Raw genomic sequence first — 15,756 nt, 5'->3', positions numbered from 1 at the left:
ATTGTATAAACTAATTTAAAAATAGTTTTTTACATAGAACAAATTATTTTAATGATCTAATAAATTTTTAATTTCATTCATTTTGACATATGCATCTTCAAGAGAAAGAGAATTTATGTGATCTATTTCTTTTAAGGAAAAAAGAATTTTTTTTAATAAAAAGAAAGCTTTTTTTTTGTTTATTTTTTTATTATTTTCGTTTCTTAATGTTTTTAATATTTTTTTTGCTCTATCAACGATTTTTATGGGCATTCCAGATATCTTTGCCACGTGAATTCCAAAACTATGCTCACTTCCTCCAACCATCAATTTCCGCATAAAAATAATGTTCTCATCAATTTTCTTAACGGAAACATGATAATTTTTTATTCTTTTAAAAAGAGAACTCATTTCATTTAACTCATGATAATGTGTAGCAAATAAAGTTAGAGGTCGGAAACTATTTTCGTGTAAAAATTCAACAATAGATTTCGCTATTGAAATTCCATCATAAGTGCTTGTTCCTCTTCCTATTTCATCTAATATAAGAAAACTTCTTTTAGAAATATTATTGAGTATACTTGCTGTTTCGTTCATTTCTACCATAAAAGTGGATTCTCCCAAAGAAATATTATCGGAAGCTCCTACTCGGCTAAATATTTTATCTATTAATCCTATTTCTGCATATTCAGCTGGAATAAAACTTCCAATATGAGCCATTAGTATGATAATAGCTGTTTGACGTAAAATAGCAGATTTACCGGACATATTTGGCCCTGTTATGATCATAATTTGTTGATCTAACTTATTTAAAATAATATCATTTGGAATGTAAGATATTTTTGAGATAAACTGTTTTTCAATTACTGGATGTCTTCCTTTTTTAATGTCTATTTTTAAAGAGTGATTAATTTTTGGTTTGATATAATTGTTTTCTAATGCTAGGTTAGAAAAAGAGCATAAAACATCTAATTCTGCAATTGCTTTTGCATTTTTTTGCAGATGTTTTATTTTTTCTAGAATTTGATCAATTAAGTTATTGAATATTTCTTTTTCTAAAGAGAATATTTTTTGTTCAGCATTCAAAATTTTTAATTCATAATTTTTTAATTCTTCGGTTATATATCTAACAGAATTAGCTAACGTTTGTTTTTGAGTCCAGTGAGATGGAACCTTATATTTTTTTGAAGTTTTCACTTCAAAAAAATATCCAAAAATATTATTGTATCCAATTTTTAAATTATTGATTCCTGTATTTAATTGTTCTGTTTTGCAAAGTTTTTCCAAATATTCTTTTTGCGAAAAATATAGAAGACGAATTTCATCTAATTCTTTAGAAAACCCTTTAATGATTACATTTTCTTTTCCTTTTTCAATTTGATGTGGAGGATTTTTCTGTATGGTATTAACGATTTTTTCAGATATAATATTGCATTCTTGAAAAGAATTTGCAAGATCTACAAGGACTTTTGATTTCTGAGATAAAAAATTTTTTTTTATTTTAGAGATAGAAATCAAAGATTTATGAAGTGCATATATCTCACGAGGAGAGACTTTCCCAATAACCATTTTAGAAATCATTCTTTCGATATCATGAATCTCTTTAAGTTTTTTTTTTATAAAATTTCGGATAGAATTATTGGAATATAATTCTTGAACTATTTTATGACGTTTTTTTATATGAAATACATTTATTAAAGGGAAAATAATCCAATTTTTCAATAATCTTCCTCCCATGGGTGTGATTGTATGGTCAAGAACGTTAATTAAAGGGACTCCTTCTTTGTTCAAAGAATGAAATATTTCTAAATTTTGAAAAGTAAAGTCGTCAATCCACATATGTTCTTCTTTTTTTATCCTTCGTATGTTAGAAATATGTTTAATTTTAAAATGTTGTGTATTATGTAAATAAGACAATATTACTCCAGAAGAAACAATGCCCAATTTTAAATCATCAATTCCAAACCCTTTTAGAGAATTGGTTTTAAAATGGGATATTAATTTTTCATATGCGAATCTATAATCAAATATCCAATCTTCCATTAAAAAAGTATAATACTTATTTTTTAATAATTGTTCAAAAAATTTCTTTTCTTTTCTTTGAAAAAGAATTTCGCTGGGGTTAAAAAGTTTTAAATATTGTAATACATTATTTTTTTTATCTTCCGTTATAAAAAATTCTCCTGTAGAAATATCTAAAAAGCTTAATCCTAAGTTGTTTATCCCCACGTGAATAGAAGCTAAAAAATTATTCGATTTTGTTTTTAGAATATTTTCATTTATAGCTATACCCGGAGTTACAAGTTCAGTAACTCCTCTTTTAACTATATTTTTTCCTTTTTTTGGTTCTTCTAATTGATCACAAATTGCTACGCGTAATCCTGAACGTATTAATTTTGGTAAATAAGTATTTAATGAATGATAAGGAAACCCTGCTAGATGAATAGAAGATCGCTTCGTTAAAATAATATTTAATATTTTAGAACATTTAACAGCATCTTTTCCAAAAATTTCATAAAAGTCTCCAACTTGAAATAATAAAATTGTATTTGGATATTTATTTTTTATATCATTATATTGCTTGATTAATGGTGTTTCTTCTTTTTTTTCACAATAAAAGTTATCGTTTTTATTTTTATTCATACAAAATGTATTTATTTAGAGTAAAATAGAAGATTTTTAATTTATTATTACAATAAACCCCTTATGTTAAAAAGATTTAGAGAATATAAAAAGCTGGATCTTAATAAGATAACCATAGAAATATCTCAATACTGGAAAAAAAATAAGATTATTCAAAATAACTTTAATTTTTCTAATAAAAAAGAATCATTTTTATATGTTTTGTATGAAGGGCCTCCTTCTTTAAATGGGAAACCAGGAATACATCACATATTATCTAGAACTATAAAGGATATTTTTTGCAGATATCATACTTTAAAAGGGAAAAAAGTATTTAAAAAAGCAGGCTGGGATGCTCATGGACTTCCTATAGAACTGAATGTTGAAAAAGAAATGGGAATTACTAAAAATGATGTAGGAAAAAAAATTAGTGTAAAAGAATATAATCAAATTTGCAAAAATTTTGTCGATAAATCATTAAAAGAATGGTTATTATTTACAGAAATAATAGGTTATTGGATAGATTTAGATGATTCTTTTTTAACTTGTGATGCAAAATATATAGAAAGTGTATGGTGGTTGATTAAAAATTTTTATTATAAAAATTTTATTTATAAAGGGCTTGCTATTCAACCTTATTCTCCTGCTGCAGGAACAGGACTGAGTCACCATGAATTAAATATGCCTGGAAGCTACAAAAAAGTGGAACAAATATCTCCATTTTTAAAATTTAAAGCTAAAAAAAATACTTTACCAAAAAAATTAAATAATGTTTTAGGGGATATCTATTTCTTATCATGGACGACTACTCCATGGACTCTCCCTTCAAATACAGCATTAGCCGTTGGATATGATATAGATTATGTTTTAGTCAGTACCTATAATGCTTATACTTATTGTAAAGAAAACATCGTCTTTTCTAAAAAATTAATTCATAGAATACTACCATCAAATAAATTTTATTCTGTTTCAAATAATCTTGAATTAGACATAGATATATCAAATGATAAAAAACATAATAAAATTCCTTATCTAATAGTGGAAGAATTTAAAGGAGAAAAATTAATCTTTAGTAAGTATGAACAATTATTACCTTGGTTTAAACCTTATTATAATGAAAAAAATGCATTTCAAGTTATAGATGGAGATTTTGTAAACGTAGATGAAGGGACAGGAATTGTTCATATATCTCCTACATTTGGGATAGAAGATTTTATGATAGCTAAAAAATATAAAGTTCCTCCAATGTTAGTTTTAAATGAAGAAAATGTAGCTGTTCCTTTAGTAGATTTGCAAGGTCGATTTTTAAAAAATTTTCCTCATGGATTTGGTGGGAAATATGTGAAAAGAGATTTGAATCCAGAAGGAGAAAATCTTTTTTCAGCAGACCAAGAAATAATCCTTTTTTTGGAAAAAAAACAAAAAATATTTAGAACAGAAAAGCATGTTCATTTTTATCCACATTGTTGGAGAACAGAAAAACCAATATTATATTATCCTTTAAATTCATGGTTTTTCAAAACTACAGAGATAAAAAGTAAAATGATTCTTTTAAATCAAAAAATAAAATGGCATCCTGGATTTACGGGTAAAAAACGTTTTGATTCTTGGTTAAAAAATACAAAAGATTGGAATTTATCTCGTACTAGATATTGGGGAACGCCACTTCCTATTTGGAGGACAGAGAAAGGAGACGAGGAAATCGTTATTGGATCAATTAAAGAATTGATTATGGAAATTAAAAAATCTATTAAATATGGATTCTTGTCTTCTAATGTGTTTAAAGATTTTATATTGGATGATATGAGTAATGAGAATTATGATAAGATAGATTTACATAAACATATTCTAGATGAAATTATATTAGTGTCTTCCAAAGGTGAAGCTATGAAAAGAGAGTCAGATTTAGTAGATGTATGGTTTGATTCTGGAGCTATGCCGTTTGCTCAATTTCATTATCCTTTCGAAAATAAAGAATATATCGATAAAAATTTGTTATTCCCTGCTGATTTTATTTCTGAAGGGATAGATCAAACAAGGGGATGGTTTTTTACTTTGCATGTTATTAGTAGTATGTTGTTTAATTCTATATCATATAAAAATGTAATATCAACAGGATTAGTTTTGGATAAACATGGACATAAAATGTCTAAAAGTAAAGGAAACACTATAAATCCTTTTGATTTAATCAGTAATTATGGTCCTGATGCAATACGTTGGTATATTATATTTAATTCTGAACCTTGGGATAATCTCAAATTTAATGTAGAGAAAATTTATACCGTAATTAACAAATTTTTCGGAACATTATATAATATCTATTCTTTTTTCGCTTTGTATGCTAATATTGATGGGTTTTCATACAAAGAAGAAGAGAGCTTAAATTATACGGAATTAGATCTTTGGATTCTTTCTGAATTAAACAATTTGATAAAAAAATCAGATGATTATTATGCTAATTATAATCCAACTAAAGTTGCTCGTTTGATTTCATCTTTTGTATTAGATAAATTGAGTAATTGGTACATAAGATTGTGTAGAAGAAGATTTTGGAAAGAGAAATACACAGAAAATAAGATTTCTGCATATCAAATACTTTATAAATGTTTGATTGTTGTAGCAAAGTTGACTTCTCCTATTATTCCATTTTTTTCTGAAAAATTGTATTTGGATTTAAATTCTATTACTAATAAAGAAAATTGGAAAAGCGTTCATTTAACTAGTTTTCCTAACTATAATCCAAATTTAATTGATATAGAATTAGAAAATAGAATGTTTTTGATTCAAAGAATAATTAGCATGGTTTTTTCTATTCGAAAAAAAAATAGAATTAAAATTCGTCAGCCTTTGCAAAAGGGAATCATTCTTATTTCTGATGAAAAAATACGTTTTCAATTGGAAAAATCATCCGAAATTCTTATGAAAGAAGCTAATGTGAAAAAAATAGAATTTTCTGATTCTTATAAAAACTTGGAATTGGTGAAACATATTAAACCGAATTATCAATCTTTGGGACCTAAATTTGGAAAATTAACTAGAAGTATTTCCAATATTATAGAAAAATTTACTCAAGAAAAAATTAGAGAAGTAGAAAAGAATAAAAAATGTGTGATTTTTTTGCAAAATCAAAAAATTCATCTTTTTTTAGAAGATGTAAAAATTACTACTGAATATATTAAAAACTGGTCTATTTTATTTGATCACGAATTAACAATAGCATTAGATTTACGTATTACAGATTCTCTTTTGGAGGAAGGCTTTATAAGAGAATTAATTAGGTATATACAAAGATTGAGAAAAAAACGTAACTATGATGTGGTTCAAAAAATATTTATATATATAAAAACTGTTCAAAAAATACAATCGATTGTACAAAAAAACAAAGATTTTCTTTGTCAAGAAACTCTTTCTGTTGATATTTTTTTACAAGAAAAAAATATGAGAAGAAAGGAAATGGAATTTTTTTTCGTAGAAAATTTTGGAGAAAAATTAATGTTATATATACAAATTCGAAAAGTCGAAAATATATAGGAGTTGAAAATATATAGGAAATGGAGGAAAAAAGAGAAAAAAGGTATTCTATGGAAGAGAGAAAAGAGTTTCGTAAACTTATACTTGAAAAATTAGAAAAAGCAAAGAAAGATTTCTTGATTCTTCAAGATTCTTTTTCTAATAGTCAGGATAATGGAACAGATGATACTTATCCTACTTTTAAAGCTTTTGAGGAAGGATCGGAAACTTTAAGTAAGGAACAGAATGCTCAAATTATGGAACACTTACAAAAATTTATAAAAAGTTTAAATGCTGCTTTAATTAGAGTAGAAAATAAAGATTATGGAATTTGCCGGATAACAAAAAAATTAATTCCTAAAGGACGTCTTATGGCTGTCCCCCATACTACTTTAAGTATAGAAGGAAAAAGACTTGTAGAAAAAAGAGATAAGTAATTTGAAAAAAATTTTTTTAGTTGTTTTTTCTATTTTATTAATAGATCAAATTTTAAAAATTTATATCAAAACCCATTTTGAATTGGGGAGTGGAGTATTCATTTTTCCTTTTTTTTGTATTTTTTTTGTGGAAAATCCTGGAATGGCTTATGGTTTTTATCTTGGAACTGGATATTATGGAAAAATATTATTAAGTTTTTTTCGTTTTTTTTTAGTTAGCTTAATATTTCTTTTTCTTTATAAAAATGTAAAAAAGGGATCTTCTAGTTATTTAACTATTCCTACTGGTTTGATCTTATCAGGAGCCATGGGGAATTTTTTAGATAGTGCTTTATATGGATTGTTATTTAACACAGGGACAGTTTATAGTAAAGAATATCATAAATGGATTCCTTATTTAGGAATATCTAAAATCAATAATTTTTTTGTTGGTGGTGGATATGCATCCTTTATGAAAGGATGTGTAGTCGATATGTTTTATTTTCCTATAATAGACACTCATTTTCCTAACTGGATTCCTTTTTTGGGAGGAACAAATTTTCAATTTTTCAAACCAGTTTTTAATCTATCCGACATGTCTATATTTATTGGTGTTATTTTATTATTCATATTTAAAAACAGAATCAAAAATGCAAAAATTTTGTGACATTTATTATTTTCTTTGAGAATTATAAAAATCTCTATAGATTTGTACTCCCCTGATTTCCATTGTGAGGAATAAATTTGATTTGCCGGTGTAGCTCAGTTGGTCAGAGCACGTGATTTGTAATCTCGGGGTCGTGGGTTCGAATCCCTCTACCGGCTTTTTTAGGGGAGGGGAGATACTCAAGTTTGGTTAACGAGGACAGACTGTAAATCTGTTGGCTTTGCCTTCGCAGGTTCGAATCCTGCTCTCCCCATTTTCATAAATCATAAAGCGGAAGTAGCTCAGTTGGTAGAGCATCAGCCTTCCAAGTTGAATGTCGCGGGTTCGAATCCCGTCTTCCGCTCTAAAAAAAATCAATCGTCATGGCCAATGTAGCTCAGTGGTAGAGCACTTCCTTGGTAAGGAAGAGGTCACGGGTTCAATTCCCGCCGTTGGCTTTTTTTTTGAACTTATTATAATAATTTTATCATGGCAAAAGAAAAATTTAAACGAGACAAACCACATTTAAATATAGGAACAACAGGTCATGTTGATCATGGAAAAACGACTTTAACTGCTTCTATAACAAAAGTATTATCGGAGATAGGATTAGCGGAAGAGAAAAGTTTTGATGCCATAGATAATGCTCCTGAAGAAAAAGCTAGAGGAATTACTATTAATACATCTCATGTTGAATATGAGACAATGAAACGACATTATGCTCATGTAGATTGTCCTGGACATGCAGATTATGTAAAAAATATGATAACAGGAGCAGCTCAAATGGATGGAGCTATTTTAGTTGTAGCAGCCACAGATGGTCCTATGCCTCAAACTAGAGAACATATATTATTAGCTCGTCAAGTAGGAGTCCCTAAAATTGTAGTATTTATGAATAAAGTGGATCAGGTAGATGATCCTGAATTATTGGAATTAGTAGAAATGGAAATTAGAGAATTACTTTCAAAATATGAATATGATGGAGAAAATATTCCTATTGTTCAGGGATCAGCTTTGGGCGCTTTAAATGGAGAAAAAAAGTGGGTAGATAAGGTAAAAGATCTTATGAAGATATTAGATGATTATATTCCTGAACCTGTTCGTGAAATGGATAAACCATTTCTTATGCCTGTAGAAGATGTTTTCACCATAACGGGAAGAGGGACCGTGGCAACAGGTCGTATAGAGTGTGGAATTATTAACACAGGAGATTTAGTGGATATTATAGGAATGGGAGATAAAAAACTATCTTCTACTGTAACTGGTGTTGAAATGTTTAGGAAAATATTGGATAAAGGTCAAGCTGGAGATAATGTTGGTCTATTATTACGGGGAATAGAAAAAAAAGATATTCGAAGAGGTATGGTTATTGGATTGCCAGGATCTGTAAAACCTCACAAAAAATTTAAATCTGAAGTGTATGTTCTTACAAAAGAAGAGGGGGGAAGACACACTCCTTTTCATAATAAATATCGTCCTCAATTTTATTTAAGAACAACAGATGTTACAGGAGAAATTCATCTTCCAAATGGAGTAGAAATGGTAATGCCTGGAGATAATGTTTCTATAGAAGTGGAATTACATCAGCCTGTTGCATTGAGTGAAAATTTACGTTTTGCCATTCGTGAGGGAGGAAAAACAGTGGGAGCAGGACAAGTAATTCGTATAATGGATTAATATTCTTATTTTTGATACGGATGTAGCTCAGTTGGTAGAGCGTCGGTCTCCAAAACCGAAGGTCGTAAGTTCGATTCTTACCGTCCGTGCATGAGTTTTTACGGAAAGAAATCGTATATATAACGACTATGAAAGAAAATAATTTTTTTTTGGAAATTTATGATGAATTTTTTCATCGTATTACATGGACAAAATGGAATGATTTACAATCAACAACAATGATAGTCTCTATTTTTTCTATATTTCTATCCATATTTTTATATGGAGTAGATGTTTTTTTTATTTTTTTAATTAAGAGATTGTTTTCTTTATAAATAAATTATATGAGTGTTTTGGAAAGAAAATGGTATGTAATTAAAACTGTTAGTGGACAAGAAAACAAAGTTAAATTATATATAGAGAATGAAGTTAGGGACAACGGATTTCAAGAATATATAGGGCAAGTCTTGGTTCCTATTGAAAAAGTTATACAAATGAGAAAAGGAAAAAAAATTCACAGAGAAAAAGTTCATTTTCCAGGATATGTCATGGTGGAAGCAAATTTAGAAGGAGAAGCTGTTCATGCAATTAAAAATGTTCCTGGAGTTATTAATTTTTTAAGTGAAGGAAAGGGAAGCGACGCAGTTCCTATTCCGATGAGAAAAGAAGAAGTCAATAAAATGTTGGGAAAAATAGATCAACTATCTGAAAATTACGAAAATATTAATATTCCCTTCATTGTTGGAGAAACAATTAAAGTTATAGATGGCCCTTTTACTGGTTTTAATGGGACAATTGAAAAAATTAATGAAGAAAAAAGAAAATTAGAATTAGCTGTTTTGATTTTTGGAAGAAAAACTCCGTTGGAATTAAATTTTACACAAATAGAAAAAATTTAAAATTGAATCATGGTTAAAGAAAACAAAAAAATTATAAAAAAAATTAAAATTCAAAAGATCAATGGAGGAAAAGCTAGTCCTGCTCCACCAATTGGTCCTATTCTTGGGAGTTCAGGAGTCAATATAATGGAATTTTGTAAACAATACAATTTTCGTACTCAAGAGAAAAAAGGAGAAATATGTCCTGTTGTGATCACTGTATATGAAGATAAATCATTTTCTTTCATAATCAAAAAACCTCCGGTTTCTGTTCAATTACTGAACATGATGAAAAAAGAAAAAGGATCTAAAGAATCTAATCGATCCAAAATTGGAAAAATAAGTTTGGATAAAATTAAGATGATTGCAATAAATAAAATGGAAGATTTGAATTGTATTTCAATTAAATCTGCCATATCTATGGTTTCTGGTACTGCAAGATCTATGGGAATAGAAGTAGATCTCTAAAAAATATTCCATTTATTTTCGTATGTCAAAAAAATTAACTAAAAATAGAAAAAAAATTATAGAAAAAATTTCTAAAAAGAAATATTCTTTGGAAGAAGCAGTTCCTTTTATCAAGGAAATAAATTTTGTAAAATTTGATGCATCTGTTGATATTTCTGTACATCTTGGTATAGATGTTCGTTTACCCAACCAAATGGTTAGAGGAACGGTAAAATTGCCTCATGGAACAGGTAAAAATATTTGTATTTTAGCTTTGGTAAATAAAGAAAAAGAATCAGAAGCTAAAGAAGCTGGAGCAGATTATGTAGGATTAGATTTTATTGAGAAAATAAAATCTGGATGGACAGATATTGATATTATTATCGCTACTCCTTCTGTTATGAATAAATTAGGATCTATAGGGAAAATATTAGGTCCAAAGGGTTTGATGCCTAATCCTAAAATGGATACCGTTTCTACAAATCCAGGAAAATCCATTAAAGAGATTAAGTCTGGTAGAATTTCTTTTAGAACAGATCGTTATGGAATTGTTCATTCTTCAATAGGAAGAGTTTCTTTTTCGAATCAATATTTGCTGGATAACATAAAAGAATTTATGATAACAATTATTCGGAATAAACCTTCCACTTCCAAAGGTGTTTACATTAAGAGTATTCATTTATCTACTACAATGAGTAATAGTATTTCATTGGATTCAAAAAGTTTTTTTAACGCATGAATAAAAAAAGAAAAGAAAAAGAACTGTTGGAATTAGTTTCTATATTATACAATAATGAAACTATATATTTTCTTGATATATCCAATTTAAATTCTAATCAGATATCTGTTCTTAGAAAAAATTTTCATGAGTTCAATATTAAAATGAAAGTAGTAAAAAATAATTTGTTGAAAAAAGCTTTAGAAAATACAAAAAACAAAAAATTTGATTCATTTTTTTCTATCTTGAATGGAAATACTACTATTTTATTTACAAATTTTGGAAAGAAAAATATGGCTTCAAAAATTATAAAAAATTTTCATATTCAAGAAAAAATAGAAAAACCATATTTAAAAGGAGCTTATGTCCAGGAATCTTTTTATTTTGGAAATAAAGACTTGGATCTTCTGATAAACATTAAATCCAAAGAAGATATTCTCGTTGAGATATTACATATTTTACAATTTCCAATGAAAGATATTATTTTATCTTTTTTAAACTCAACAAAACAGAAAATATGTGGAATATTAGAAACTTTATCTTCTAATTCTTCCATGATAAAAGAATAGAAATCTGGGAATTCCTTTAAAGAACTATTAAAAAATAATAATATGATAGAAAAGCTGGCAGAACAATTAGTGAATTTAACTGTTAAACAAGTTAATGAATTAGCCTCAATTTTAAAAAGAGAATATGGAATAGAGCCATCTAATTTGGAAAAATCTGAAAATATTTCTCTTCTTGAAGAGAAAATATCTAAAAACAAAAAAGAGGAAAAGAGTATTTTTAATATAATTTTGAAATCATCCGGTAATTCTAAATTATCCGTGGTAAAACTGGTGAAAGAAATAACTGGAAAGGGACTTAAAGAGTCTAAGGATTTAGTAGATAACATTCCTAGTATTCTTAAAGAATCTGTAAACAAAAAAGAAGCGGAAGATTTAAAAAATAAATTTGAAGAAATAGGAGCTGAAGTTGAATTGAAATAATATATATAGTTTGTTTTAAAATTTTATAAATATCCATTAAATTAAAATTGGTGAATACGGAAAAAATATCAGAAAGAATTACTTTTGCTTCAGTAGCAAAACAAGTCGAGTATCCTGATTTTTTGGATATTCAAATAAAATCATTTAAAGAATTTTTTCAATTAGATACAAAACCTGAAAATAGAAAAAACGAGGGTTTATTCAAAGCTTTTACAGAAAATTTTCCAATTTCTGATGCGAGGAATTCTTTTGTTTTAGAATTTAAAGGCTATTCTATAGATTCTCCTAGATATTCTATAGAAGAATGTATTGAAAGAGGATTAACTTATAGTGTTCCTTTGAAAGCTAAATTAAAATTGTATTGTACAGATCCTGAACATGAAGATTTTGAAACAGTGTATCAAGATGTTTATTTAGGAACATGTCCTTATATGACCCCTTCTGGATCTTTCATTTTTAATGGATCTGAAAGGGTTATTGTTTCTCAATTACATCGTTCTCCAGGCGTTTTTTTTGGTCAATCTTATCACGCTAATGGAACTAAACTTTATTCTGCTAGAATTATTCCATTTAAGGGGTCATGGATAGAGTTTGCTACGGATATTAATAATGTTATGTATGCATATATCGATAGAAAGAAAAAATTACCGATGACAACTTTATTGCGTGCTATAGGATACGAAAGAGATAAAGATATATTGGAAATTTTTGATTTAGCTGAAGAAATCAAGATTACAGATAATGTAAAAAACATTTTGAATAGAACTTTAGCAGCTAGAATTTTAAAAATTTGGCATGAAGATTTTGTGGATGAAGATACAGGAGAAGTAGTTTCTATAGAGAAGAATGAAATACTTATAGACAGAGATGTTTTTTTAAAAGAAGAACATATTGATCTTATGATTCATCATGAAATAAAAACTATTTTGTTGCATAAAGAAGGAGGAAGAAAAAAAGATTATTCAATCATTTATAATACCTTACACAAGGATCCAACGAATTCAGAGAAAGAAGCTGTCGAATATATTTACAGACAACTCAGAAACACTGAGCCTCCAGATGAGGAAACAGCCAGAAGTGTTATTGATAAACTTTTTTTTTCTGATACCAGATATAGTTTAGGTCCTGTAGGAAGATATCGGTTAAATAAACGTCTTGGGTTAAATATAGATCCAAATCATTTAGTTTTAACAAAAGAAGACATTATTTCTATTGTAGAACATTTGAACGCTTTGTTTAATTCGAAAAGAGAAGTTGATGATATTGATCATTTGTCGAACAGACGTGTTAGAACTGTAGGAGAACAACTTTATACTCAATTTAGTATTGGTTTAGCAAGAATGTCTAGAACTATAAGAGAAAGAATGAATGTTCGTGATAATGAAGTTTTTATGCCTGTAGATCTTATTAATGCTAAAACTTTATCATCAGTGATAAATACTTTTTTTGGAACAAATCAGTTATCTCAATTTATGGATCAGACAAATCCTTTATCTGAAATTACTCATAAGAGAAGACTTTCAGCTTTAGGTCCTGGAGGTCTATCTAGGGAAAGAGCTGGTTTTGAAGTTAGAGATGTTAATTATTCTCATTATGGGAGATTGTGCCCAATTGAAACTCCGGAAGGTCCTAACATAGGATTAATTTCTTCTCTTTCTGTATTTGCAAAAATAAACAATATGGGATTTGTAGAGACACCTTACAGAATAGTTCGTCATAAAAAAGTAGATTTGAAATCTAAAGTAAAATATTTAAGTGCAGAAGAAGAAGAAGGGAGAATTATTGCACAAGCTAATGCTATTGATCAAAATGGGAACTTTTTGTCTGACAGAATTATAGTTCGTGAAGATGGAGATTTTCCGATAGTAAAAGCAAATCAAGTGGATTATATAGATGTAGCTCCAAATCAAATAGCTTCTATTTCTGCTTCCTTAATTCCTTTTTTGGAACACGATGATGCTAATAGAGCGCTTATGGGTTCTAATATGATGCGTCAAGCTGTTCCATTATTAAAACCTGAATCTCCTATTGTAGGAACTGGATTGGAACAACAAGTAGCAAGGGATTCTCGTATTTTAATTAATGCAAAAAAAAATGGAGTAGTAGAATATCTTGATTCAAGAAAGATTATTATTAGTTATGATCAAACTGATAAAGAATCTTTAGTCAGTTTTGAATCTAATCTTCAGATTTACGATTTGATTAAATTTAGAAAAACTAATCAAAATACATGCATTAATTTAAAACCTATTGTCAAAAAAGGAATGAGGGTTGTGAAAGGACAAATTTTATGTGAAGGTTATGCTACAGAGAATGGGGAGTTAGCTTTAGGAAGAAATTTGAAAGCAGCTTTTATTCCGTGTAATGGGTATAATTTTGAAGATGCTGTTTTAATTTCTGAAAAAGTAGTTAGTGAGGATTGGTTTACCTCTATACATATAGATGAATATTCTTTAGATGTGCGTGATACAAAATTAGGAATGGAAGAATTAACCAATGATATCCCTAATGTTAGTGAAGAAGCTACTAAAGATTTAGATGAAAATGGGATTATAAGAGTTGGAGCAGAAGTAAAACCTGGTGATATTCTTATTGGAAAAATAACACCGAAGGGAGAGTCTGATCCAACTCCAGAAGAAAAATTATTAAGAGCTATTTTTGGAGATAAAGCAGGAAATGTAAAAGATGCGTCTTTAAGAGCAGAACCTTCTTTATTTGGAGTAGTTATAGATACAAAACTTTTTACCAGAAGCATAAAAGATAAGAAAACTAGAATTCAGGATAAAATTAAAATAGAGTCTTTGGAAAAAGAATATGAAAAAAGATTTTTAGATCTTAGAAATATTTTGTTAGAAAAATTGTTATCTGTTTTGAATGGAAAATCATGTTATAATTCCGTTTTTAATGAAAAAGAGAAGGAAATAATAAATGAAGGAAGTAAATTTAACATAAAAATACTTGATAAAATATCGGATTATATAGGAATTCATTCTGATAATTGGACTGATGATCCTGAAATCAATCGTTTAGTTTCTGAAATTTTACATAATTATAAAATAGCAGTTTGTGATTTGATTAGTTCTTTAAAACATAAAAAATTTTCTATTACAGTTGGAGATGAACTACCTTCGGGCATTATTAAAATGGCAAAAGTATATATTGCGAAAAAAAGAAAATTAAAAGTAGGAGATAAAATGGCAGGAAGACATGGAAATAAGGGGGTTGTAGCTCGTATACTTAGAGAAGAAGACATGCCTTTTTTAGAGGATGGAAGTCCTGTTGATATTGTTTTAAATCCATTAGGTGTTCCTTCCAGAATGAATATAGGACAAATTTATGAAACGGTACTAGGATGGGCTGGACAAAAATTAAATATGAAATTTTCAACACCTATATTTGATGGAGCTACTATAGAACAAATATGTGAGTATACAGATAAAGCTGAAATTCCTCGTTTTGGAACTACCTATTTGTTTGATGGAGGAACAGGAGAAAGATTTGATCAACCTGCTACTGTTGGAGTTATATATATGTTAAAATTGGGACATATGGTAGATGACAAAATGCACGCTCGTTCAATAGGACCTTATTCTTTAATCACTCAACAACCTTTAGGTGGGAAAGCTCAATTTGGAGGTCAACGTTTTGGAGAAATGGAAGTATGGGCTTTGGAGGCTTTTGGAGCATCCAATATTTTACGTGAAATATTAACCGTTAAATCTGATGATGTAGTGGGAAGAGCTAAAACTTATGAATCCATAGTGAAGGGAGAACCAATGCCTGAACCTAATAACCCTGAATCTTTTAATGTTCTTTGTTATGAATTAAAAGGATTGGGATTGGATGTCCGTCTAGAAGAGTAATTTTTGTCATTATATGTTTTATTTATTTAAAA

At 28.2% G+C, this 15,756-nt stretch carries 12 protein-coding genes and 5 tRNA genes; 16 read left to right on the top strand and 1 reads right to left on the bottom strand.

What is annotated here, in order from left to right:
• Positions 1 to 48: 48 nt before the first annotated feature.
• On the bottom strand, positions 49 to 2,622 hold the full coding sequence (mutS, locus tag H0H47_RS02395) for a DNA mismatch repair protein MutS (protein ID WP_185865892.1): 2,574 nt from the start codon (positions 2,620 to 2,622) through the stop codon (positions 49 to 51).
• Between the two features lie 63 nt (positions 2,623 to 2,685).
• Between mutS and ileS the strand changes: the two genes are divergently transcribed.
• The 16 genes from ileS (at position 2,686) to rpoB (ending at position 15,724) form a co-directional block, all read left to right on the top strand.
• Complete coding sequence (ileS, locus tag H0H47_RS02390) at positions 2,686 to 6,132, top strand: isoleucine--tRNA ligase (RefSeq protein WP_185865891.1); 3,447 nt, start codon at positions 2,686 to 2,688, stop codon at positions 6,130 to 6,132.
• Between the two features lie 20 nt (positions 6,133 to 6,152).
• Positions 6,153 to 6,548 (top strand): TraR/DksA family transcriptional regulator, encoded by a 396-nt coding sequence (locus H0H47_RS02385; RefSeq protein ID WP_185865890.1) that lies wholly within the window; start codon positions 6,153 to 6,155, stop codon positions 6,546 to 6,548.
• A 1-nt stretch (position 6,549) separates the two neighbouring features.
• Positions 6,550 to 7,194 carry a lipoprotein signal peptidase gene (locus H0H47_RS02380; RefSeq protein WP_185865889.1) on the top strand — a complete coding sequence of 215 codons (645 nt, stop codon included), beginning with the start codon at positions 6,550 to 6,552 and terminating at the stop codon, positions 7,192 to 7,194.
• Between the two features lie 84 nt (positions 7,195 to 7,278).
• Positions 7,279 to 7,352, top strand: a tRNA-Thr gene (locus tag H0H47_RS02375).
• 11 nt (positions 7,353 to 7,363) lie between these two features.
• Positions 7,364 to 7,447 (top strand) — tRNA-Tyr (locus tag H0H47_RS02370).
• 17 nt (positions 7,448 to 7,464) lie between these two features.
• Positions 7,465 to 7,537: transfer RNA gene (locus H0H47_RS02365), tRNA-Gly, on the top strand.
• 22 nt (positions 7,538 to 7,559) lie between these two features.
• Positions 7,560 to 7,631: transfer RNA gene (locus tag H0H47_RS02360), tRNA-Thr, on the top strand.
• A gap of 31 nt (positions 7,632 to 7,662) precedes the next feature.
• Complete coding sequence (tuf, locus tag H0H47_RS02355) at positions 7,663 to 8,850, top strand: elongation factor Tu (protein ID WP_185865888.1); 1,188 nt, start codon at positions 7,663 to 7,665, stop codon at positions 8,848 to 8,850.
• Between the two features lie 16 nt (positions 8,851 to 8,866).
• Positions 8,867 to 8,939: transfer RNA gene (locus H0H47_RS02350), tRNA-Trp, on the top strand.
• Positions 8,940 to 8,978: 39 nt separating this feature from the next.
• The gene (gene secE / locus H0H47_RS02345) at positions 8,979 to 9,164 is read left to right on the top strand and encodes a preprotein translocase subunit SecE (protein WP_185865887.1); all 186 of its coding nucleotides are present in this window, start codon (positions 8,979 to 8,981) and stop codon (positions 9,162 to 9,164) included.
• A 9-nt stretch (positions 9,165 to 9,173) separates the two neighbouring features.
• Entirely contained in the window at positions 9,174 to 9,728 is a 555-nt protein-coding gene (gene nusG, locus H0H47_RS02340; protein WP_185865886.1) for a transcription termination/antitermination protein NusG, read from the top strand.
• Between the two features lie 9 nt (positions 9,729 to 9,737).
• Positions 9,738 to 10,175 (top strand): 50S ribosomal protein L11, encoded by a 438-nt coding sequence (rplK, locus tag H0H47_RS02335; protein ID WP_185865885.1) that lies wholly within the window; start codon positions 9,738 to 9,740, stop codon positions 10,173 to 10,175.
• 22 nt (positions 10,176 to 10,197) lie between these two features.
• Positions 10,198 to 10,893 carry a 50S ribosomal protein L1 gene (gene rplA, locus H0H47_RS02330; RefSeq protein WP_185865884.1) on the top strand — a complete coding sequence of 232 codons (696 nt, stop codon included), beginning with the start codon at positions 10,198 to 10,200 and terminating at the stop codon, positions 10,891 to 10,893.
• Positions 10,890 to 11,441 carry a 50S ribosomal protein L10 gene (rplJ, locus tag H0H47_RS02325; RefSeq protein ID WP_185865883.1) on the top strand — a complete coding sequence of 184 codons (552 nt, stop codon included), beginning with the start codon at positions 10,890 to 10,892 and terminating at the stop codon, positions 11,439 to 11,441. Before rplA ends, rplJ begins: the two co-directional genes overlap by 4 nt.
• Positions 11,442 to 11,483: 42 nt before the next feature.
• On the top strand, positions 11,484 to 11,861 hold the full coding sequence (gene rplL, locus H0H47_RS02320; protein ID WP_185865882.1) for a 50S ribosomal protein L7/L12: 378 nt from the start codon (positions 11,484 to 11,486) through the stop codon (positions 11,859 to 11,861).
• A gap of 50 nt (positions 11,862 to 11,911) precedes the next feature.
• Positions 11,912 to 15,724 carry a DNA-directed RNA polymerase subunit beta gene (gene rpoB, locus H0H47_RS02315; RefSeq protein ID WP_394366923.1) on the top strand — a complete coding sequence of 1,271 codons (3,813 nt, stop codon included), beginning with the start codon at positions 11,912 to 11,914 and terminating at the stop codon, positions 15,722 to 15,724.
• Positions 15,725 to 15,756 lie beyond the last annotated feature (32 nt).

Source organism: Blattabacterium cuenoti, from assembly GCF_014252075.1.
Taxonomy (GTDB): Bacteria; Bacteroidota; Bacteroidia; order Flavobacteriales; family Blattabacteriaceae; genus Blattabacterium; species Blattabacterium cuenoti_AC.
The sequence above is the reverse complement of the archived record's forward strand: the minus strand, read 5'-3'. Positions and strand labels throughout refer to the sequence as shown.